Consider the following 20,169-nt stretch of genomic DNA (forward strand, 5'->3'; position numbering starts at 1 on the left):
TTGGGCCTTTAAGGTTTTACAATCGTCAATCAATCAAAAAGGCCGGGGATATCCCCGGCCTTTTTGCGTTTGGGTTCGGTCTGAAAACGCCGGTTAATGCGCATCCGCCCAGCTATCGCCGATGCCGGCGTCGGCAATCAGCGGTACGGACAGATGGGCCGCATTTTCCATGACGTCACGGATGACCTTGACGGCTTTTTCTGCCTCGTCTTCCGGGGCTTCAAAGATCAATTCATCGTGGACTTGCAACAGCATGCGGGTCTGGAGGCCGGCATCAAGCAGCGCACCGGGTACCGCGATCATCGCGCGTTTGATGATGTCGGCAGCACCGCCCTGAATCGGGGCGTTGATCGCCGCACGTTCGCCAAAGCTTCTGCGCATGCCGTTTTTGTCATTGATGCCGCTGATATGGATATGGCGACCAAACAGCGTACGGACAAAACCATGTTTGGTGGCAAATTCCTTGGCCTGATCCATATAGTCGCGAATGCCCGGATAAATCTCGAAATAGGCATCGATAAAGGCCTTGGCCTCTTTTTGCGGAATGCCAAGCTGGTTGGCCAGACCAAAGGCCGAAATGCCGTAAATGATGCCGAAATTGATCGCCTTGGCCTTGCGGCGGACCATCGGGTCCATGCCTTCGATTGGCACGCCAAAGACCTTGGACGCGGTCGCGGCGTGGATATCCTCGCCGTTTTTGAAGGCTTCGCGCAGGGCGTCGATTTCGGCCACATGGGCAAGAAGACGCAATTCGATCTGCGAATAGTCGGCAGAGATCAGCTTGTGACCCGGTTCCGCGACAAAGGCGGTACGGATTTTACGGCCTTCTTCGCTTCGGATCGGGATGTTTTGCAGGTTCGGATCATTGGATGACAAACGCCCGGTATTGACGTTGGTCTGACCGTAACTGGTGTGCACACGACCGGTTTGCGGGTTGATATGGTTGGCAAGCGCGTCGGTATAGGTGCTTTTGAGTTTCGAAAGCTGACGCCATTCCAAAAGCTTGGCCGGAAGATCATGCCCCTGTGCGGCCAGGGCTTCCAGAACATCTGCCCCGGTTTGCCAGGCACCGGTTTTGGTCTTTTTACCGCCCGGCAGGCTCATTTTATCAAACAGGATTTCGCCGAGCTGCTTGGGACTGCCAAGATTGAACGGCTCCCCGGCCATTTCATGGATGGTAACCTCAAGACTTGCCATGCGTTTGGCGAAATCATCCGACAGTTTTTTCAGGATTTCAGCATCGACCTTGACGCCCAGGCTTTCCATCTTTGCCAGAACCGGCACCAGCGGCCGGTCAAGGGTTTCATAGACACTTGCCATATGTTCCTGTGCGATGCGCGGCTTCAGCAGGCGGTGCAGACGCAATGTAATATCCGCATCCTCGGCCGCGTAATCGAGCGCCTTGTCCAACGGTACCTGATCAAAGGTGATCTGGGTTTTGCCCGATCCGCAAACATCGGAAAACTTGATCGGTTTATAATCAAGATGCAGTTCGGCCAGTTCGTCCATGCCGTGACCATGGCTGGTCCCGTCAAGCACATAGGACAGAACCATGGTGTCGTCCATCGGTGCGACATCGATGCCATGGCGGGCCAGAACGATCATGTCATATTTCAGGTTCTGACCGACCTTGAGCACGCCGGGGTCTTCGAGCAGTGGTTTGAGAAGTTCTATCGCGCGTTCAAGCTTGATCTGCTTGGGGGCGTCGCTGCTTTGTTCGGGGGTGTCGCCGAAGTCAAAGCCACCCTGTGCTTCGCCGCTGACATGGCCAAGCGGGATATAGCAGCCATTGCCCGGCTCAGTCGAAAGCGAGATGCCGACAAGTTTGGCCTGATGGGCATCAAGTGATGTGGTTTCGGTATCAACCGCCACGGTGCCAAGATATTCGGCCTCCGCAATCCAGTGCTTTAGACGTTCTTCATCCTGCACCAGTTCATATTCGGCCTTTTCGACCTTGATATCATTGACACCAATGCCGGGTTGGGTCGGGCTTTCAAATTCAACATCGCCGCCAAACTTGGCTTTTACTTTAGAAAGCAGTGATTTAAAGCCGTGACTTGCGATGAAGCTTAAAAGAACTTCCGGATCGGGTTCTTTCAGGTCGAAATCATCAAGGTCCTCGACCACGGGCACGTCGGTTTTAAGGGTCACCAGATCGCGTGAAATGCGGGCAAGTTCGGCATTCTCGATCAGCTTTTCGCGACGCTTGGGCTGTTTGATTTCGCCAGCGCGCTCAAGTAGAGAATCAAGATCACCATATTCATCAATAAGTTGGGCGGCGGTTTTGACACCAATGCCCGGTACGCCGGGTACGTTGTCAACGGAATCGCCCGCAAGTGCCTGAATATCAATGACCTTATCTGGCGCGACGCCGAATTTTTCCATGACTTCGGCAGCCCCGATGGTGCGATTCTTCATCGCATCAAACATTTGCACCTTGTCTGTAACAAGTTGCATCAGGTCCTTGTCCGAAGACACGATAATCACATCAGAACCCTTTGCCTCGGCCTGGCGGGCATAGGTGGCGATCAGATCGTCGGCCTCATAGCCTTCGAGCTCGATCGAGGGCAGGTTAAAGGCGCGCGTCGCGTCACGGATCAAACCGAATTGCGGTACCAGTTCTTCGGGGGGCGGCGGGCGGTGGGCCTTGTAGTCGGCATAGAAATCGTTGCGGAATGACTTGCCCTTGGTGTCGAAAATGACTGCCATATGGTCAGGCTTGGTATCTTCGCGCAGCTTCATCAACATGGTGCAGAAGCCATATACCGCATTGACCGGGGTCCCGTCGGGACTTGTCATCGGCGGCAGGGCATGGAAAGCGCGGAAAATAAAGCCGGAACCGTCAACCAGTACCACACGGCGCGGCGGATTGCCGGCGGATGTATTGGTGTTGGACGGGGCAGATTCAGTCATACGTTTCGTGCTCTTGTCTGGAGGAAAATCATGCTTCGCAGAATGCCCGATCCGCGCCGCCAAGTCGAGCATAGCCTGTGGGCATTGGCCAAAAAGCCCGGGGCTCCTGACACGTACTGGCATCAGTATTGTATGATGATTGTTCAGGCAATCCGATAATATTTCGATATCAAAACAAATAAGATAACGTGCGGATTTCCGAAGATTTATTCGCGACGGTCTGTTTGTGCTTATCAGGGTCGGTCGGGATTGCTATGGTAAGTTGAAAAGTTAATCCCAAGGGACATGGGAGAACGGGTTCGTGGCCCGGAAATCAGCCAAACCGATTTTTACCCCCAAGGGTATCGGGGTAGAAACCGCCGGTCCGGTGCGTGAGCTTTCAGAAGATATGAAGCTTTCCTCCCGGCAGCGGAAAAAAAACAAATCAGGTCGCCGCGGCAGCGCGGGCGAGACGGGATGGCGCAAGTTTTTTCGCGTCAGTGTCTGGCTGCGTTTTATCCTGACATTTGGCAGTTTCGGCCTGATCGTGCATGGCCTGTTCACGGCTTTTGGCATTTATGAACGCAATCAGAAGCTTGCCAATTTTGATCATTTCATTTTGCTGATCAAACTCGTGGTGTTTGTCGCGCTGATGTATCTGTTTTATGCCATGCTGATGCATTACGGACCGATCCGTCACAAGGTGCGCAGCATCTTTTTCCTGGCACTTGCCCCGGTCGCAGCCCTTTGTATTTTCATGATTTATGGCGGCGGTCAGGTGTTCGGAAGCTTTGTTCCGGTTGTGCAATTCCTGACCCTGACCATCGGGGTCGGGGGATTTTTGCTTTATGTTCTGGGATATACCTGGGTGACCGGCCAGAAGGTAAAGCGTGAAAACGCAAAATATGGTGACCTTGACCGATCACGCGATGGCCACAACCATGGTGGCGACAATGGCCTGCCCCCGCCGCTCAAGGGGGACCGTCGACAGACCTACAAGGCGGGAAATCTGCGGTTGCGGCGAACCGATGGCGGCAATGATGATGGCAGTGCGCGGTCCGCGAATGGCGCCGGTCCAAAGGTTCGCCTGCCGGATGTCTGATGCCGGGCTTTGGCGACCTGCCGTATCGTCAAATTTTCCCGGTCGATAACGATTTATCGACCAGCAGGGCAAGGAGGCCACAATGGGCCGTGACCTGGTTTTCATTCACAGTGCCGGTCCCCAGGGCGGGGACAATGGCAGTACACGGTTTGTCGCGCGGCTGAAAGACCGGCTGGGTGGAAACTTCACCCTGTCAGCCCCGGTGATGCCCGATCCCGAACGCCCCGATATCAATCAATGGCTTGGCGGGATCGAAAAGGCCGTTTCACAGGCAGCCCCGGGGCTTGTTTTGGTCGGGCATTCGCTTGGCGGGTCGACAATCTTGCAGTTTCTGGCACGCAATCCGGAAATCTGGCGGGAAAACAGCCATTTATCAGCTGTTTTCATCATCGCATCGCCATTTTGGGGCCTAACAGACTGGGAAATAGATGAATTCACCCTGACCAAGGATGAAGTTCGTATTTTAGGTGATTGTAAAGTAATCCATTTCTGTCACAGCCGTGATGACCGGATTGTCGGGTTTGACCATTTCCAAACCTATGTAAACCGGCTGCCAGCGGCCGGGAAAATCGTCCTGGAATCGGCTGGTCACTTGTTGTTGGATGGTGATATTGACAGTCTGGTTAAGGAAATTCTGATATATGGCTGATCAGCCATGATTTTCAAGAATCAGGCCCGCCAGATATAGCGATCCAAGGATCAATACCCGTTTCGGGGCGGGGCAGGTCGACAGCAATGCTGCCACCGCATCACCGAAATCATCACAGGCATAGGCCGCATCGATACCGCAGGTCTTGGCAGCATCGCGAAGTGTTGCCGGCAGATGTGCCTGATGTTCACCGGGGATCGGCACACCGGCAAGTGCTGTAATCTGCTTGGCAAGCGGTTTTAGAAACGCCACCGCATCGCGGTTATCAAGCATCCCCATCATGATGACGGTATCGCCAGCGTCCTGACGCGACAGCCAGTCGGAAATGGCTTCTGCGGCGGCGATATTATGCCCGCCATCCAAAATCAGTTCACACCCGTCAGGAAGCGCATCAAAGAGCGGCCCCGAAGTCAGTTTCTGCAACCGGGCCGGCCAGCGTGCCGTTGTCAGGCCACGGGCCAGAATATCGACATTCTTGCCATCGCAGCCGGGAATGCCGGCCTTGCGCACTGCGGCAATCGCCGTTGCGGCATTGACGAACTGATGACGCCCCGGCAATGCCGGCAACGGAAGGTCGATATGATCGCCTTCGATGCGCATGGTAAACCCGTCGGCGCGTTCATCCGATACTTCGAAATTGCAAAAGACCGGGGCCTTGATCGCATTTGCGTGGGTGACAAGGGTGTTGAATGCTTCAAGCATCTGTGGCGCCAGAATGCTGACCACACCGGGTTTCATGATCCCGGCCTTCTCAAAGGCGATTTTGGCAATGGTATCGCCAAGGAATCCCTGATGATCAAGCGATACCGGCGTAATGACCGTCGCAGCAGGCTTGTCAATCACGTTGGAGGCATCAACCCGCCCGCCAAGTCCGGTTTCAAGGATCAGGACATCAGCAGGGCTGCGCGCAAATGCAAGGAATGCGGCGGCCTGGGTGATTTCAAAGAATGTGATGGATTCGCCGTCATTGACCGTTTCGACTTCTTCAAGAAGGTCACACAGCGCATCTTCGGAAATCATGTCACCGGCAAGGGTGATGCGTTCATGGAAACGCACCAGATGCGGGGATGTCGAACAATGGACCTTAAGTCCGGCGGCCTCATAGATGGCGCGCAGATAGGCTTGGGTGGAGCCTTTGCCATTTGTGCCGGCAAGATGAATGACCGGCGGCAAGGAAAGGTGCGGATTACCCAGCTTGTTCAGAAGCCGGGTAATCCGCCCTAGCGAAAGATCAATGACTTTCGGGTGCAGCTTGCCAAGGCGAGCAAGAATTGCGTCGCTTCGGGCCAAGTTACTTGTCCGCGTTCGAAGTCTTGGACTTGGACGTCTTGGCTTTGGCGTCCTTGATCGGAACGATGCTTGCACCCGGTTTGGTGCGGCGGATCATGTCGATCAGGCGGCCAAAGGTCGCGTTCAGTTCATTGCGCGGAACGACCATATCGACCATGCCGTGTTCCAGAAGGTATTCGGCGGTCTGGAAATCATCAGGCAGCTTTTCGCGGATGGTGCTTTCGATCACGCGACGACCGGCAAAGCCGATCTGTGCGCCAGGTTCAGCAACCTGGATATCGCCCAGCATGGCAAAGGATGCCGAAACACCGCCGGTGGTCGGATCGGTCAGCAGCACGAAATAGGGCAGGCCCTTTTCCTTGACCTTTTCGATGGCGGCCGTGGTACGGGCCATCTGCATCAGGCTGAGAATGCCTTCCTGCATACGTGCACCGCCCGATGCCGGAACAATGATCAGTGCCGCATCCTGAACGGTTGCCAGTTCGGCGGCGGCAACAATGCCTTCGCCAACGGCAATGCCCATCGACCCGCCCATGAAGGAGAAGTCAAACACGGCAATCACGGTCGGATGACCACCAACCTCACCATGGGCAACCGCCAGCGCATCCTTGAAGGTTGCCTTGGCCTGTGCCGCCTTGAGGCGATCGGTGTATTTTTTCTGATCACGGAATTTCAGCGGATCGACCGGAACATTCGGCAGTTCGATGGTCTGGTATTGACCCCCATCGAACAGGAGCTCAAGACGGTCCTTGGCGGAAATACGCATGTGATGACCGCAATGCTGGCAAACATGATTGTTCTTTGCCAGATCACGGTGAAAGATCATCTGTTCGCACGATTTGCATTTATGCCAAAGGTTCTCTGGCACATCTGGACGGCGAACGAGTTTCTGAATCTTTGGACGGACGAATTCAGTCAGCCACGACATATCGGATACTGATCCTTGGTTCTGTCTATATCGGTTCTTTCAAAACGCACCGCACTATTTGCGCGCGTTTCTGACCCCGTTTGCAAGTTCGCGCACAAGGCCGGTAACCATAGAGGCGGTCTTATCGGTGGCCTTGCCGTTTTCGTCAAGACTTTCGGCAATTTTTGATACGATTGCGGACCCGACCACAGCTGCATCTGCCTGCCGGGCAACATCAGCAGCCTGTTGTGCGGTTTTGATGCCAAAGCCCACAGCAATCGGAAGATCGGTATGGCGACGCAGGCGTCCCATTGCTTCGACAATCTGATCATTGCTGGCCGATCCGGCACCGGTAACACCCGCAACCGATACATAATAAACAAAGCCGGACGTATTCTGAACAAGTTTCGGAAGGCGCTTGTCATCCGAGGTCGGCGTGGTCAGGCGGATGAATGAAAGACCCTTTTCCACGGTCGGAACGCACAGTTCGGCGTCTTCTTCGGGCGGAAGATCCACCACAATCAGGCCATCAACCCCGGCATTGCGCGCATCTTCAAGGAATTCTGCAACGCCATAGATATAGATCGGGTTGTAATAGCCCATCAGAATGATCGGCGTTTCGTGATCAAGATCGCGGAAGCCACGCACCAGCGACAGGGTCTTGCGCATATGCATGCCTGCGGCCAATGCACGGTTCGATGCTTCCTGGATGGCGGGGCCATCGGCCATCGGATCGGTAAACGGCATGCCCAGTTCGATGATATCGGCACCTGCTTCAGGCAGGGATTTCAGGATTTCGAACGATGCCTCGGGATCGGGGTCACCCGCGGTGATAAAGGTTACAAGACCCGCGCGGCCTTCTTCCTTGAGCTTGGCAAAACGTTTGGCGATGCGGTCCTGGCCGCCGATGATAGCGTCGCTCACAACTTAACTCCCAGTGCTTCGGCCACGGTAAAGATGTCCTTGTCACCCCGGCCACTCAGACACATGAGGATGATCTTGTCCTTGCCCATCTTGGGCGCTTCCTTGACGATTTGCGCGATCGCGTGGCTGCATTCCAGCGCCGGAATGATGCCTTCGAGCTCCGAACAAAGTTTAAAGGCATCAAGGGCCTCTGTGTCGGTGATCGGTTCATAGCGCGCCCGACCGATATCCTTGAGCCAGCTGTGCTCCGGCCCGATGCCCGGATAATCCAGACCCGCCGAAATCGAGTCGGCTTCCTTGATCTGCCCATCGTCATCCATCAGCAAATAGGTGCGGTTGCCATGCAGCACGCCCGGCTTGCCGGCTGACAGGCTGGCGGCATGTTTGCCGGTATGAACACCGTGACCGGCGGCCTCGACACCAACCACCTCGACACCCTTGTCATCAAGGAACGGATGGAACAGGCCGATGGCGTTCGATCCGCCACCGACAGCGGCAATCACCTGATCGGGCAGGCGGCCTTCGGCTTCAAGGATCTGTTCCTTGGCCTCGTTGCCAATCACCGACTGGAAATCACGAACCAGTTCCGGATAGGGGTGCGGGCCGGCTGCGGTGCCGATGATATAGAAGGTATCTTCCACATTGGTTACCCAGTCACGAAGCGCCTCGTTCATTGCGTCTTTCAGCGAACGGGAACCCGAAACGACCGGTTTGACTTCAGCACCGAGCAAACGCATGCGGAAGACGTTGGGCGACTGGCGTTCAATGTCCTTGGAACCCATATAAACCGTGCAGGGCAGGCCGAAACGCGCGCAAACCGTTGCGGTCGCAACCCCGTGCTGTCCGGCACCGGTTTCGGCGATGATGCGGGTTTTGCCCATGCGTTTGGCCAAAAGAATCTGGCCGATGCAGTTATTGATCTTGTGCGCGCCGGTATGGTTCAGATCCTCGCGCTTGAAATAGATCTTTGCACCGCCGAGTTCTTCGGTCAGGCGTTCGGCGAAATAAAGCGGGTTCGCACGGCCAACATAATGACGGAGATAATAATCCATCTCCTTTTTGAAGGCGGGGTCGCTTTTGGCGTCTTTATAGGCCTGTTCGAGCTCAAGGATCAGCGGCATCAGGGTTTCGGCAACAAAACGACCGCCGAAATTGCCGAAATGTCCATCCGGGTCCGGCAGCGCGCGGTAACTGTTGAGCGTGGGCGATGAAGACGTCATGAAAGTTCCCCGTGGATTTGGCCGTGATGGCGTTCACGACAGCATAGGCAGGCGAAAGGGTGTCAATCCGCGAAAGCCTGCGACAGATAGGGGGCGGTTGGCCCCCGCGCAATGCTTGTACTCACGAACGCGTGGTGCGGATCAATGTGCTGCGTGATCAGCCTGGGATTTGTCGAAGATGTATTTTTTCGAGCAGTACGGGCAGACCACCTCGCCCTTGTCCTCGAGATTGAGGTAAACCGTCGGGTGACCAAGGTGGCCTTTACCGCCGTCGCAGGCAACATTGAGGGTGCCGACTTTGATTTCTTCGGTGATCTTCATATATCCAGTTCCAAGTTTGCCTGTTTCAGGCTTGTGTGACCATCGGGATTGGCCGCGTGCTGTGCTCAGCATTGACCCCGGTTTCCCGGGAATGATACCGATTGGGCATATTCAATCAATACTTCCGCATCGCATGGCGCCCCATCGTCTTAGCGCAAACCGGCGACGTGGAAAAGAGTGGAGATCACTGACTTATGACTGCAATGCCCGACTATGCCATCGAAGTCGAAGGGCTGACAAAGGTCTATACGGGATCAAATGGCGAAAAACTTGCCCTTGATAACGTATCCCTGAAAATTCCGCGCGGTTCGTTTTTTGCCCTTCTTGGGCCGAACGGCGCGGGAAAGTCGACTTTTATCAACATCCTGGCGGGACTGGTGACCAAAACCGGCGGGACCGCAAAAATCTGGGGCCATGATATCGAAGCCGAAATGCGTGCTGCACGCTGTTCGATCGGGATCGTACCCCAGGAACTGAACCTTGATGCATTTTTCACCCCGCGTCAGGTGATGGAATTGCAGGCGGGCCTTTATGGCGTGCCAAAATCCGAACGCCGCACCGACGAAATTCTGGCCGCCCTTGGCCTGTCGGACAAGGCAGACTCGTACGCCCGGTCACTTTCGGGGGGCATGCGCCGCCGGCTTCTGGTGGGCAAGGCGATGGTTCATACGCCGCCGGTTCTGGTTCTTGATGAACCGACCGCCGGTGTCGATATCGAACTGCGCCAGCAGCTTTGGGCCTATGTCAAAGAACTGAACAAGGCCGGTGTGACGATTGTTCTGACCACGCATTATCTAGAAGAAGCCGAAGAACTGTGTGATGAAATCGCCATCATCAACAAAGGCAACGTGATCGCCCATGAAGACAAACGCAGCCTGCTGCGCCGGATCGATCACAAGACGCTTGTTCTGACCGTGAATAACGAACTGAATTCGGTCCCCGATGTCTTTGCCCAGTGGGGTGGGGAACTTAAATCCGAAAATCAGATCGCCCTTCATTATCGTCCCAGCAACACCCAGATGGCCGAAATCCTTCAGGCCGTTCAGGGCAGCGGGCTTGCGATCAAGGACCTGTCGACCGAGGAAGGCGACCTTGAAGACATCTTCCTGATGCTGACCCGCGATAATGACAAGCTTCGCGCAGGCAAAGCAGCCTGATCAGGATCAGGGGCATATCCCTGTTGGCCCGATTGCGCCATGAACCGACAAAACCCCGCAAAGGCTTGCGGGGTTTTTGTTTTTGGTCTTAGGGTCATGTTTGAAAACGGATTTTTGTCACGTATCTGGATGCCCCGTCCCATGTTTCGATCTTTGCTGCGTCTAAGTGCGGTTGTTCTTTTTTGTGCGGCGGGGGTAACCGGCTGTGCGCCGAAAATCGTCCCTGCCGGTCCGCCGATTGCGCAGATATCGCTTGATGATAACGTCTTTCACGCCAGTGACGGGACGGTACTTCCATTGCAACATTGGGGGAATATCGAAAATCCCGATGCGGTGATCCTTGCCCTGCACGGGATGGGGGATTACGCCAATGCGTTTATGGAACTGGGCGACGCACTTGGCCCGGCCGGGATTGCGATTTATGCCTTTGATCAACGCGGTTTCGGACGCAGTCCGTCCCGGCCGTTCTGGGCGGGGATCAGCAGTATGGTCAATGATGCCAGCGATGTGCTGAGCCTGTTGCGTGCCAGATATCGGAAAAAACCGGTTTATCTTCTGGGCAATTCGATGGGCGGGGCGGTTGCAATCGTGACAGCAGCCACGCGCGGACATCTGATGGATGGTCTTGTTCTGGTGGCCCCGGCGGTCTGGAACCGTGATCGCATGCCCTGGTATCAGACGGCCCCGCTTGCAGTCATGTCGCACAGCTTGCCATGGTTGCCACTGACCGGTCGCGGGCTTGATATCTGGCCGTCGGACAATATCGAAATGCTCCGTCGTCTGTCGCGGGATCCGCACATGATGTCAGCGGTAAGGGTCGATCTGATTGCCGGGGTGGCCGATTTGATGGATCTGGCGCGCGTTCGGGCATCTGACATCCGGGTTGCGACTTTGTTGCTGTCCGGCCAACAGGATCAGGTCATTCCGCCAGATGCGATTGATGCCCTTGATCGTGATTTGCAGGCCGCTGGAATGGCATCCTATCACCGGTGCCTGTATCAGGCCGGGTATCACATGTTGTTGCGTGATTTGAACGGGCCGGTGGTGATTGATGACATTCGCCGCTGGATCGCGGGCGGGGGTGGTGTTGAAAATTATTCCTGCACGCGATCTTGATTGCTTTTTGACCGTTGATCAGTGATCAGGTAGCATTTTTAATCGGTTGCAGAGCATTTCGCGGGTTGTCTAAACGTGTTGGAACCCCGATATGCCAGCAGTAAACGGAATTTCGGAGGATCAGGACCGCCATGCTAAGGACCATTCGGGCAAAGTTCCTGGGTGTCGCGGCCTTCTTTGTCGTTTGGCTGTTCGTGGCAACCGGTTTTTCGGTGATCCAGTCCCTTGGCATCAATGGTGATCTTGAAGCGGTGTCGCGCTATGTCACACCGGTCAAGGATGCGCTGTCGGATGTCCGTGCCCGCCAGCTTGAACAAATCTCGCTTCTGGATCGCTATATGCGGGTGGTCGAAAATGACGGACCGCATGCGCCGCTTCTCAATGGCATTGAAATCGAAATCAATGCCAAGCAAACCCAGATCGAACAGGCCTATCGCAAGACATTCACCTTTGCCGCCCTTGGTCGTGCACAGGCATCAGGCCATTTCGACAATGGTGTGTTGCTTGATCTTGACGTGCGCATGCGCGAATTCGCCGATGTCTCTGCACAATTCGCCCTTGGTGTCGAACGGTTGCTGGGGCGGGTACGTGATGGTGATCTTCTTGATGCACAGCGTCAGGAAAACATCGTCCGCGGCCTTCATCGCAATATCGTTCTTGATCTGCGCAACGAAATTCTTCTGTTGGAAAAATATGCGGCCGATACTGTCGAAAGCGTTTCGCGCAGTGAGGATTTCCTGATCCAGGCCGAATTCATCATGATGCTGGCTGCGATCATCATCGGGGTATCGCTGGCCTACTATCTGGCCCATGCGGTGGTGGTGGCCGTACGCCAGACCACCAATGCGCTTAATGGCATCCAGTCGGGCAAACTCGACACAAGCCTTGATTTCAAGGGCAAGGGCGATTTCGCCCGTCTTGCCGATGCCTTCAACCGGATGTCGCGCGAATTGCGCGTGCGGTTCCGGATGCGCGAACGATTTGGCAAATATGTTGATCCCAAGGTTATCAACAATCTGATCAATCAGGAAACCGCGCTTGAAAACTCCGAAAAGCGCGTGATGACCGTCAGTGTTGTCAACCTGACCGGGTTTGACTGGCTGGCCGAACATACCCCGCCCGAAAAGCTGGTCGATTTCCTCAATGACTATCTGACCGCAATGACCGAACCGATCGCCAACCACAGCGGCATCATCGACAATTTTGTCGGGGACCGCGTGATCGGATTCTGGGGCCCGCCATTTTGCGGGGAAAACGCCCATGCGCGTCATGCCTGTCAGGCGGCCCTTGAACAGGTGGCGCGCTTTAACGCGCTCAAGACCAAATATGCTGACCTGATTGGCGATCACGGGCTTGATATCCGCATCGGCATTGCCACCGGCGAGGTGGTTGTCGGCTCCATCGGGACGGACAAATCACGTGCCTATACCGTGGTGGGCGATTGCGTGAACTATGCCAACCGTCTGGAAAAGGCCAACCGTGTATATGGCACGCAAATTCTGGCCTCCCATGAAACGGCCAATATGGCAGCCGGCGAGATCGAAATGCGTGATCTTGACCATGTGGTGCTTCTGGGGACGGAACATGAAGTTTACCTCTATGAGGTGCTTGCCCTTGGCGGTCAGCTTAGTGAGGAGCGTCGCGACTGGCGTTCCAAATATGAAACGGCGATGACCCATTACCGCGAAGGCGCGTTTGATCAGGCCAAGCCGCTTTATGAGGCCGTCCGTGAACTGGATGACAGCGACTTTGCCGCCCAGCTGATGATGAACCGGATGGAACGTCTGCAACGGCGTGAACAGGACCGTGAATGGAACGGGACCTGGGTTGTGCGCGATCCCTATGACCGGCGTGACGTTGAAAGCTGATTGCACTGCTTTGGGTGCAAGGTTACGTTAACCCGGCATGGTGATAATGCTGTAACGGCATGGGGGTCAAAAACCCTTGCCCGTTCGGGTCAAAACCTGTATCACCCATCGCACTCGGGCCACTTGATCCAGTTGTGGCCCCTATATTGCGCACCCGTAGCTCAGCTGGATAGAGCGTTGCCCTCCGAAGGCAAAGGCCACAGGTTCGAATCCTGTCGGGTGCGCCATTTTCCCAAAAGAAGACCATCATCGCGTTGTTGTCCGGTTTCCTGTTTTAGTGGGTGCCAAATCGTATCCGCGTCGTTAATCTGCCCTTTCTGATTTTAACCAACGGGTACTCGAAAATGCGCGGATATCTCCACAACCTTTCTGGCCATGATGTACTGTTTTGTATGGCAGCACCGGCGGAATACGGGGATTTCCTCAAAGCGCGTTTTACGCCGCTGATGATCGGGGTTGGGCCGGTGGAGGCTGCGATCAATCTGACCGCGGCTTTGACCGAGTTAAAGCTTTCTGATGATTTGCCCGATCTTGTGGTCACACTGGGTTCGGCCGGGTCGCGGACCCTGGAGCAGGCCGAGGTTTATCAGGCGGTTTCTGTGTCTTACCGCGATATGGATGCGTCTGTGTTGGGATTTGAAAAGGGCTGCACGCCGTTTGTGGATTTCCCGGCTGAAATTCCGATGGAGTTGCGCATTCCGGGCATTCCCGAGGCGCGTCTTTCGACCGGGGCCAATGTGGTTTCGGGTGCGGCCTATGACGTGATTGATGCCGATATGGTCGATATGGAAAGCTTTGCCATCTTGCGGGCCTGCCACAAATTTGATGTGCCGCTGATCGGGCTTCGCGGCATTTCAGATGGCAAGGAAGAGCTTAAGAAGCTTTCGGACTGGACGGCCTATCTGCATGTGATTGACGAAAAGCTGGCCGTTGCGGTCGATGCCCTGAAGGCTGGGCTTGAAAATGGCGAGATCAGCATTCCCAAACGCTGATCCCGCCTGTTTTTCAACAATTCATATTTTCGTTTCGATCACGAACCAGACCGGATTTGATCAAGGGTCTTGATCGGGGTCAGGGCCTGCGGGTCGACCTGGACCTCGATGATGGCGGGTTTGCCACTGGCAACCGCGCGGTCAAAGGCCGGGCCGAAATCCTCGGTCCGTGTAACGGTTTCCCCATGTCCGCCAAAGGCCACCGCATAGGCGGCGAAATCCGGGTTATGAAGTTCGGTACCCGAAACACGACCCGGATAGTTGCGTTCCTGATGCATGCGGATGGTGCCGAACATGCCGTTATTGACCACAATCGTGATGATATTGGCCCCATATTGCACGGCGGTGGCGAATTCCTGTCCATGCATCAAAAAGCATCCGTCACCGGCAAGGCAGACGACAGTGCGATCCGGATGGGCAAGCTTGGCCGATACCGATGCCGGAAGACCATAGCCCATCGATCCCGACGTTGGCGCCAGTTCAGTGCGATAGTCGCGATAACGGAAGAAACGATGCAGGAAGGCGGCATAATTTCCCGCCCCGTTGGTAACAATGGCATTATCGGGCAGTTTTTCGCGAAGTTCGGCAACCACATGGGCCATTTTCACATCGCCTGGCGTATCAAGCGGGGTGGAAAAGGCGATGTAATGGGCGTGTGCGGTTTCAATCATCTCATCGCGTGCCGATCCGTCAACCGGCTCCATCATGGCGATGGCACGCAGGAAGGATCGTTGTGACGCGTTGATCGCGATATCGGGGCGGTAAACCCGGCCCAATTCATCGGGTCCGGCATACACATGGACCAGTTTCTGTTTCGGACAGGGGATATCAAGCAGGCTATAGCCGCTGCTGGTCATTTCACCCATGCGCGATCCGACCAAAATCACCAGATCGCTGTCGCGGATAAATTCGGCAAGTTTGGGATTAATCCCGATGCCGACATCGCCGACAAAATGGCTGTGCGTGTTGGGGATATAGTCCTGACAGCGGAAAGACGTCGCGATCGCAACATTGTTACGAAGTGCAAACGATTTAAGGTTTTCAGTCGCCTCACGGGTCCAGCCGCCACCTCCAACGATCATGATCGGCTGTTTGGCCTTTGACAGGGCATCGCGGAAACGCGCGACATCTTCGGGGGCGGTTTTGGCCTCGATCGGGACATAGGGTTTGGCGTCCGCGACCTCGGCACTTGAAGACAGCATGTCTTCGGGCAGGGCCAGAACAACCGGGCCGGGGCGACCCGATGTCGCGATGTGATAGGCGTGGCTGATATATTCCGGGATGCGGTTGATGTCATCAATCTGGCCGACCCATTTGGCAAGCGGTTCGAACATCTTGCGATAATCGACTTCCTGGAACGCTTCGCGATCGACCATGTCACGCCCGATCTGCCCGACCAGCAAGATCATCGGTGTGCTGTCCTGATGGGCGACATGCACGCCCGCCGATGCGTTGGTGGCACCGGGGCCGCGCGTGACCATGCAGATGCCGGGCTTTCCGGTCAGTTTGCCATAGGCCTCTGCCATGATGGCGGCACCGCCTTCCTGACGGCAGATGACGGGATCAATGGCGGGATGATCCACCAGACCATCCAGAACCGCCAGATAGCTTTCGCCAGGCACCAGAAAGACGCGTTCCGCGCCATGCAGGGCCAATTGATCAACCAGAATACGACCGCCGTGACGCAGTTCGCGATTTTCCGTTTTCCCGGACATGTATGAAGAACTCCGTATGGTGGGGCAAAATACGTGATTTGCGTTGTTCATTTTTGGCGCGGTGGATGCGCAAACACGATTTCATCACGAATTCAGGGCCCAGGTAAAGGTGTCAGCACGATCAATTGGCGGAAAATCGAACATCGGGTTTAACGGTTCTAAAAGCTGGCTTTTTTGCCAGCACGGGCACAGCATGATGTTCTGCGGGAATGCGGCATTGCAGCATTAGATTTGCAAAAACTGAAACTCCCGTTTGACAAGTTGGAAATTATTGTTACCGTTATGTTGTCCTTCGGGGCGGAATTTATCAAATAGCGGCAACAAATCGCCGCATGCCAATCAAGGCCTGCTGTTTCTTTGCACTGCAAAGAAGCGCGGGTTTTTTTTGTTTTAGGGGCTTTTAGTTTTGGGCGAGACGCATTCCAACCCGGTTTACCGGGTCGGCTTTCTGTATTCCGTGACCGGACCGTACCGGACCATCGCGCAGGATCTTTATGATGGCGCGCGCATGGCCCTGGACGAGGTCAATAACGACTCTGCCTTTGCATTTCGCCTGGTGCCGGAATTTCGCGATCCGGCCGGTGTGCCTGAACGTTATACCGAATTTTGTGACAGTCTGATCCGGCGCGACGGGTGCAAACATATCATCGGCACCATCACGTCGCTGGCGCGCAAGGAAGTGCTGCCCACTGTCGAAAAATTTGACGCCTTGTTGTGGTATCCGTGCCCGTATGAAGGTTTCGAATGCAGCGAAAATGTCATCTATACCGGGGCCAATCCTAATCAGCATATCCTGCCGCTGTTTGAACATGTTGTTCCGAAATTCGGGCGGCGGGTTTATCTGACCGGGTCGAACTATATCTGGGGCTGGGAAACCAACCGCATCGGGCGCGAACTGATTCAGGCCTGCAATGGCGAAGTGCTCGGCGAAAAGTACCTGCCGATCGACAGTGTCGATGTCGATCACATCATCGAAGATATCAAGGCCAAGAAGCCCGACTTCATCCTTAATAACCTGATTGGCAATTCAAGCTATGCGCTGTTTCGCGCCTATCAGAAACTGGGTCAGGAAGATCCGGAATTTGCCGCTGCCAAACGCCCGATCGTCAGTTGCAATCTGACGGAATGCGAATTGGGCCAGCTTGGCGAAGCGGGGATCGGGCATCTGAGTACGGCGATCTATTTCGCCAATCAGACCGATGCCGAAAACACCGAATGGCTGGCCAGATTCCATGAATTTGCCGGGGCTGATCGTATTCCGTCGGCCTTTGTCGCCCAGGGATATGCCACGGTCAAAATGCTGGCCCAGTCGATCCGGCGGGCCGGGAATGATGATGTTCCTGCGGTGCGCCATCACCTGATGCGCAAACCGGTACAGACACCGTTTGGCATGGTTCAGATCGATGCGACCAACAATCATGCCGCCCTGACTCCGCTGATTGGCGAGATCGGCGAAGCGGGCTGGTTCAAGATCGTGTCGCGCGCGGATCATGCGGTCGTGCCCGATCCCTATCTTGTGCATTTTGATGCCGATGATTTCCGGCGCAAGGTCGGCAAACCCGGTGCAGGCAATTTGCGGGTGGTCAGCTGATGAAACGCACCAATCGTATTCCGAACTTCCGAGGTTGGCATGTCTGGGTCCTGCACCGTCCAAGTGCGGCGATCGATCCGTTATTGCGCCATCTGGAACGTCTCGGGATGACGGTTGACCGCTATTGGCCGGAATTGCCGCGCGGCGATGATGCGAATGTGAAGGCGGCCGATATCCTGTTTTTCGATGCCGATATGGGGATGGATGAACAGTTCCCCTGGACGCCCGATCAGACCCCGATGCCAAGTGTCGCCCTGATCGGGTCGGAAGCACCGGGGCGTCTTGAATGGGTTCTCAGCCGTCAAAGCGGGGCCCATTTGCAAAAGCCGGTTTCAACAGCCGGTGTTTTCAGTGCGGCGGTTCTGGCGGTTCATGCCTTTGAACAGCAACAGAAATTGCGGGCTGAGATTTGTGAATTGCGCAGGCGGCTGAAACTGCGCCCGGTCGTGGCCAAGGTGCTGATGACCGTGATGCTCAGCCACAATATCGACGAGCACGGCGCCCTTAAGGCGATCCGCGCCGAAGCGATGAAAAAACAACAAACGATCGAAGACTATTGCGCGGCAATCGTTGCGTCGGGCCGGACCGGTTCGGGCGACGGTGCACCGATTGTCACGAACTAACGAGACAGGGTGGGTATGCTTGTTCTTGCCGAACTGGCCAAAAGAAAACTGGCGCTTCTGGGGCTGATTATCATCGTGGTGATCGCGGGTTCAGCCCTGCTTGCGCCGTGGATCGCGCCATATGATCCGCAAAACCAGATGTTTGACGGGCTGACCATCGAAGGCGCGCCGATGCCGCCCGGCGGGCAGTTCTTGCTGGGAACCGATTTGCTGGGCCGTGATTTGCTGTCCCGTCTTATGTATGGGGCACAGACATCGCTGATCATCGGGATTGTCGCAAACGGGGCGGCGGTCCTGATCGGTGCCCTTGTTGGTGTCACGGCCGGGTTTTTCCGGGGCTGGATCGGAACCATCCTGATGCGGGCAACCGATCTGATGATGGCGTTTCCCGCCCTGTTGCTGGCGATTGTGCTGGCGGCAATTTTCAAACCCAGCCTGTGGATTGTTGCCATGGTGATTGCCATGGTCAACTGGGTCCAGGTTGCACGCGTGATCTATACCGAAACCCGGTCCCTGTCCGAGCGCGAATTCATCGAGGCCGAATGGGGCATCGGGGCCAGCCGGTTCCGTATTCTTTTCAAACATATGTTGCCGCATCTGTTGTCGACCATGGTGGTGTGGGCAACCCTTGGAATTGCGACCACGGTGCTGCTTGAAGCGACCCTTTCCTATCTTGGTGTCGGGGTGCAGCCGCCAACGCCGAGCTGGGGCAACATCATCTTTGAAAACCAGACTTATTTTACTTCGGCCCCTTGGCTGGTGTTCTTCCCGGGTATTGCGATCATTCTTCTGGCACTGGCCTTCAATCTGGTGGGTGACGCCCTTCGTGACATTCTTGATCCGACTCAGAAGGGGCGCCACTGATGATTGCCTATATTCTTCGCCGACTTGTCCAGGCCATCCTGATCCTTCTGGGCGTCAGTATCGTGACCTATGCGTTGCTTTACATGCTGCCGGCCGATCCGGCGCGCCAGATTGCCGGGCGTTCGGCAACCGCGGAAACGGTTGCCAATATCCGCGAACAGCTTGGCCTTAATCTGCCATTCTATGAGCAATATCTGCGCTATCTGGGCAATCTTCTGACCGGTGATTTCGGTCGGTCCTATCTGCAAAAGACCGAGGTTGGCGAACTGATTGCGGCCCGTCTTCCGGCGACCCTTTTGCTGATGGCCGGTGCGATTTTCTGTGAACTTCTGTTCGGACTGACGGCCGGTGCAATCGGGGCGATCAAACGCAATACACCGCTTGATCGCGGTTTGATGGTGGCATCCTTTGTCGGGGTATCGGCACCGCAATTCGTGGTCGGCATTCTGATGCTGTATCTGTTTGCGGTGGTGCTCGGCTGGTTCCCGATTGGCGGGTACGGCACGTTTGCGCATCTGGTGTTGCCATCGGTTTCCATGGGGTTCCTCGGGGCGGGGTGGTATTCGCGCATGATGCGGTCATCGATGCTTGATGTTCTGCGTCAGGATTATGTGCGCACCGCGCGCGCCAAGGGCCTTGGACGTGCCCGGGTATTCTTCGTTCATGCATTCCCCAACGCGCTTTTGCCGATCATCGCAATGATCGGCATCGATATCGGCATGTTCATGAGCGGCATTGTCGTTGTCGAGTCCGTATTTGGCTGGCCGGGCATCGGTCAGCTGGCCTGGCAGGCCATTCAGCGGGTCGACATTCCGATCATCATGGGTGTGACGCTGGTCTCGGCCTGCGCCATCGTGCTGGGCAATCTATTGGCGGATTTGGTGGCGCCGTTCATCGACCCGCGCATCAAGCTGCGCTGATGCAAGGCCAAAAGACGC

Annotated in this window: 17 protein-coding genes and 1 tRNA gene; 11 read left to right on the forward strand and 7 right to left on the reverse strand. The window is 55.6% G+C overall.

Annotation, left to right across the window (positions count from 1 at the left end; all coding sequences use genetic code 11):
- Positions 1-93: 93 nt before the first annotated feature.
- Complete coding sequence (gene polA / locus SIB88_RS02355; protein ID WP_412559230.1) at positions 94-2,913, reverse strand: DNA polymerase I; 2,820 nt, start codon at positions 2,911-2,913, stop codon at positions 94-96.
- Positions 2,914-3,214: 301 nt separating this feature from the next.
- On the opposite strand from polA, the gene SIB88_RS02360 reads away from it, so the two are divergent.
- Both SIB88_RS02360 and SIB88_RS02365 read left to right on the forward strand, forming a co-directional pair.
- The gene (locus SIB88_RS02360; protein ID WP_206926517.1) at positions 3,215-3,994 is read left to right on the forward strand and encodes a hypothetical protein; all 780 of its coding nucleotides are present in this window, start codon (positions 3,215-3,217) and stop codon (positions 3,992-3,994) included.
- Between the two features lie 82 nt (positions 3,995-4,076).
- On the forward strand, positions 4,077-4,643 hold the full coding sequence (locus SIB88_RS02365) for an alpha/beta hydrolase (protein ID WP_412559231.1): 567 nt from the start codon (positions 4,077-4,079) through the stop codon (positions 4,641-4,643).
- On the opposite strand, the gene SIB88_RS02370 is transcribed toward SIB88_RS02365, so the two are convergent.
- The 5 genes from SIB88_RS02370 to SIB88_RS02390 all read right to left on the reverse strand — a co-directional run bounded on the left by SIB88_RS02370 (position 4,644) and on the right by SIB88_RS02390 (position 9,305).
- On the reverse strand, positions 4,644-5,933 hold the full coding sequence (locus SIB88_RS02370; RefSeq protein ID WP_412559232.1) for a bifunctional folylpolyglutamate synthase/dihydrofolate synthase: 1,290 nt from the start codon (positions 5,931-5,933) through the stop codon (positions 4,644-4,646).
- 1 nt (position 5,934) lies between these two features.
- Positions 5,935-6,861: an acetyl-CoA carboxylase, carboxyltransferase subunit beta gene (accD, locus tag SIB88_RS02375; RefSeq protein ID WP_101246609.1), complete on the reverse strand. Its 927-nt coding sequence runs from the start codon at positions 6,859-6,861 to the stop codon at positions 5,935-5,937.
- 54 nt (positions 6,862-6,915) lie between these two features.
- The gene (trpA, locus tag SIB88_RS02380; protein WP_101246608.1) at positions 6,916-7,764 is read right to left on the reverse strand and encodes a tryptophan synthase subunit alpha; all 849 of its coding nucleotides are present in this window, start codon (positions 7,762-7,764) and stop codon (positions 6,916-6,918) included.
- Positions 7,761-8,984, reverse strand: a complete 1,224-nt coding sequence (gene trpB, locus SIB88_RS02385) for a tryptophan synthase subunit beta (protein ID WP_101246607.1) — start codon at positions 8,982-8,984, stop codon at positions 7,761-7,763. Before trpB ends, trpA begins: the two co-directional genes overlap by 4 nt.
- Positions 8,985-9,125: 141 nt before the next feature.
- On the reverse strand, positions 9,126-9,305 hold the full coding sequence (locus tag SIB88_RS02390) for a zinc-finger domain-containing protein (protein ID WP_101247009.1): 180 nt from the start codon (positions 9,303-9,305) through the stop codon (positions 9,126-9,128).
- A 194-nt stretch (positions 9,306-9,499) separates the two neighbouring features.
- On the opposite strand from SIB88_RS02390, the gene SIB88_RS02395 reads away from it, so the two are divergent.
- The 5 genes from SIB88_RS02395 to SIB88_RS02415 all read left to right on the forward strand — a co-directional run bounded on the left by SIB88_RS02395 (position 9,500) and on the right by SIB88_RS02415 (position 14,438).
- On the forward strand, positions 9,500-10,462 hold the full coding sequence (locus SIB88_RS02395; RefSeq protein ID WP_101246606.1) for an ABC transporter ATP-binding protein: 963 nt from the start codon (positions 9,500-9,502) through the stop codon (positions 10,460-10,462).
- 141 nt (positions 10,463-10,603) lie between these two features.
- The gene (locus SIB88_RS02400; RefSeq protein ID WP_412559233.1) at positions 10,604-11,578 is read left to right on the forward strand and encodes an alpha/beta hydrolase; all 975 of its coding nucleotides are present in this window, start codon (positions 10,604-10,606) and stop codon (positions 11,576-11,578) included.
- Positions 11,579-11,709: 131 nt separating this feature from the next.
- A complete protein-coding gene (locus SIB88_RS02405; protein ID WP_101246605.1) occupies positions 11,710-13,446 on the forward strand; it encodes an adenylate/guanylate cyclase domain-containing protein in 1,737 nt (578 codons plus the stop codon).
- Between the two features lie 150 nt (positions 13,447-13,596).
- Positions 13,597-13,673 (forward strand) — tRNA-Arg (locus tag SIB88_RS02410).
- Positions 13,674-13,790: 117 nt separating this feature from the next.
- The gene (locus SIB88_RS02415; RefSeq protein ID WP_412559234.1) at positions 13,791-14,438 is read left to right on the forward strand and encodes a 5'-methylthioadenosine/S-adenosylhomocysteine nucleosidase; all 648 of its coding nucleotides are present in this window, start codon (positions 13,791-13,793) and stop codon (positions 14,436-14,438) included.
- 38 nt (positions 14,439-14,476) lie between these two features.
- Here the strand turns inward: SIB88_RS02415 and SIB88_RS02420 are convergent, their stop codons facing one another.
- Positions 14,477-16,153, reverse strand: a complete 1,677-nt coding sequence (locus SIB88_RS02420; protein WP_412559235.1) for a thiamine pyrophosphate-binding protein — start codon at positions 16,151-16,153, stop codon at positions 14,477-14,479.
- A gap of 406 nt (positions 16,154-16,559) precedes the next feature.
- Between SIB88_RS02420 and SIB88_RS02425 the strand changes: the two genes are divergently transcribed.
- From SIB88_RS02425 to SIB88_RS02440, 4 genes are read left to right on the forward strand one after another with little or no spacing between them, the layout of a single operon-like run.
- Positions 16,560-17,744, forward strand: coding sequence for a transporter substrate-binding domain-containing protein (locus SIB88_RS02425; protein WP_101246602.1), 1,185 nt, complete (start codon positions 16,560-16,562; stop codon positions 17,742-17,744).
- Entirely contained in the window at positions 17,744-18,367 is a 624-nt protein-coding gene (locus SIB88_RS02430; protein ID WP_101246601.1) for an ANTAR domain-containing response regulator, read from the forward strand. The genes SIB88_RS02425 and SIB88_RS02430 overlap by 1 nt, the downstream gene beginning before the upstream one ends.
- A gap of 15 nt (positions 18,368-18,382) precedes the next feature.
- Positions 18,383-19,231, forward strand: coding sequence for an ABC transporter permease (locus SIB88_RS02435; protein ID WP_101246600.1), 849 nt, complete (start codon positions 18,383-18,385; stop codon positions 19,229-19,231).
- Positions 19,231-20,151 (forward strand): ABC transporter permease, encoded by a 921-nt coding sequence (locus SIB88_RS02440; protein WP_101246599.1) that lies wholly within the window; start codon positions 19,231-19,233, stop codon positions 20,149-20,151. The genes SIB88_RS02435 and SIB88_RS02440 overlap by 1 nt, the downstream gene beginning before the upstream one ends.
- Positions 20,152-20,169 lie beyond the last annotated feature (18 nt).

The sequence above is a fragment of the Thalassospira sp. MIT121401 genome (genome assembly GCF_047125595.1).
Lineage (GTDB): Bacteria > Pseudomonadota > Alphaproteobacteria > Rhodospirillales > Thalassospiraceae > Thalassospira > Thalassospira povalilytica.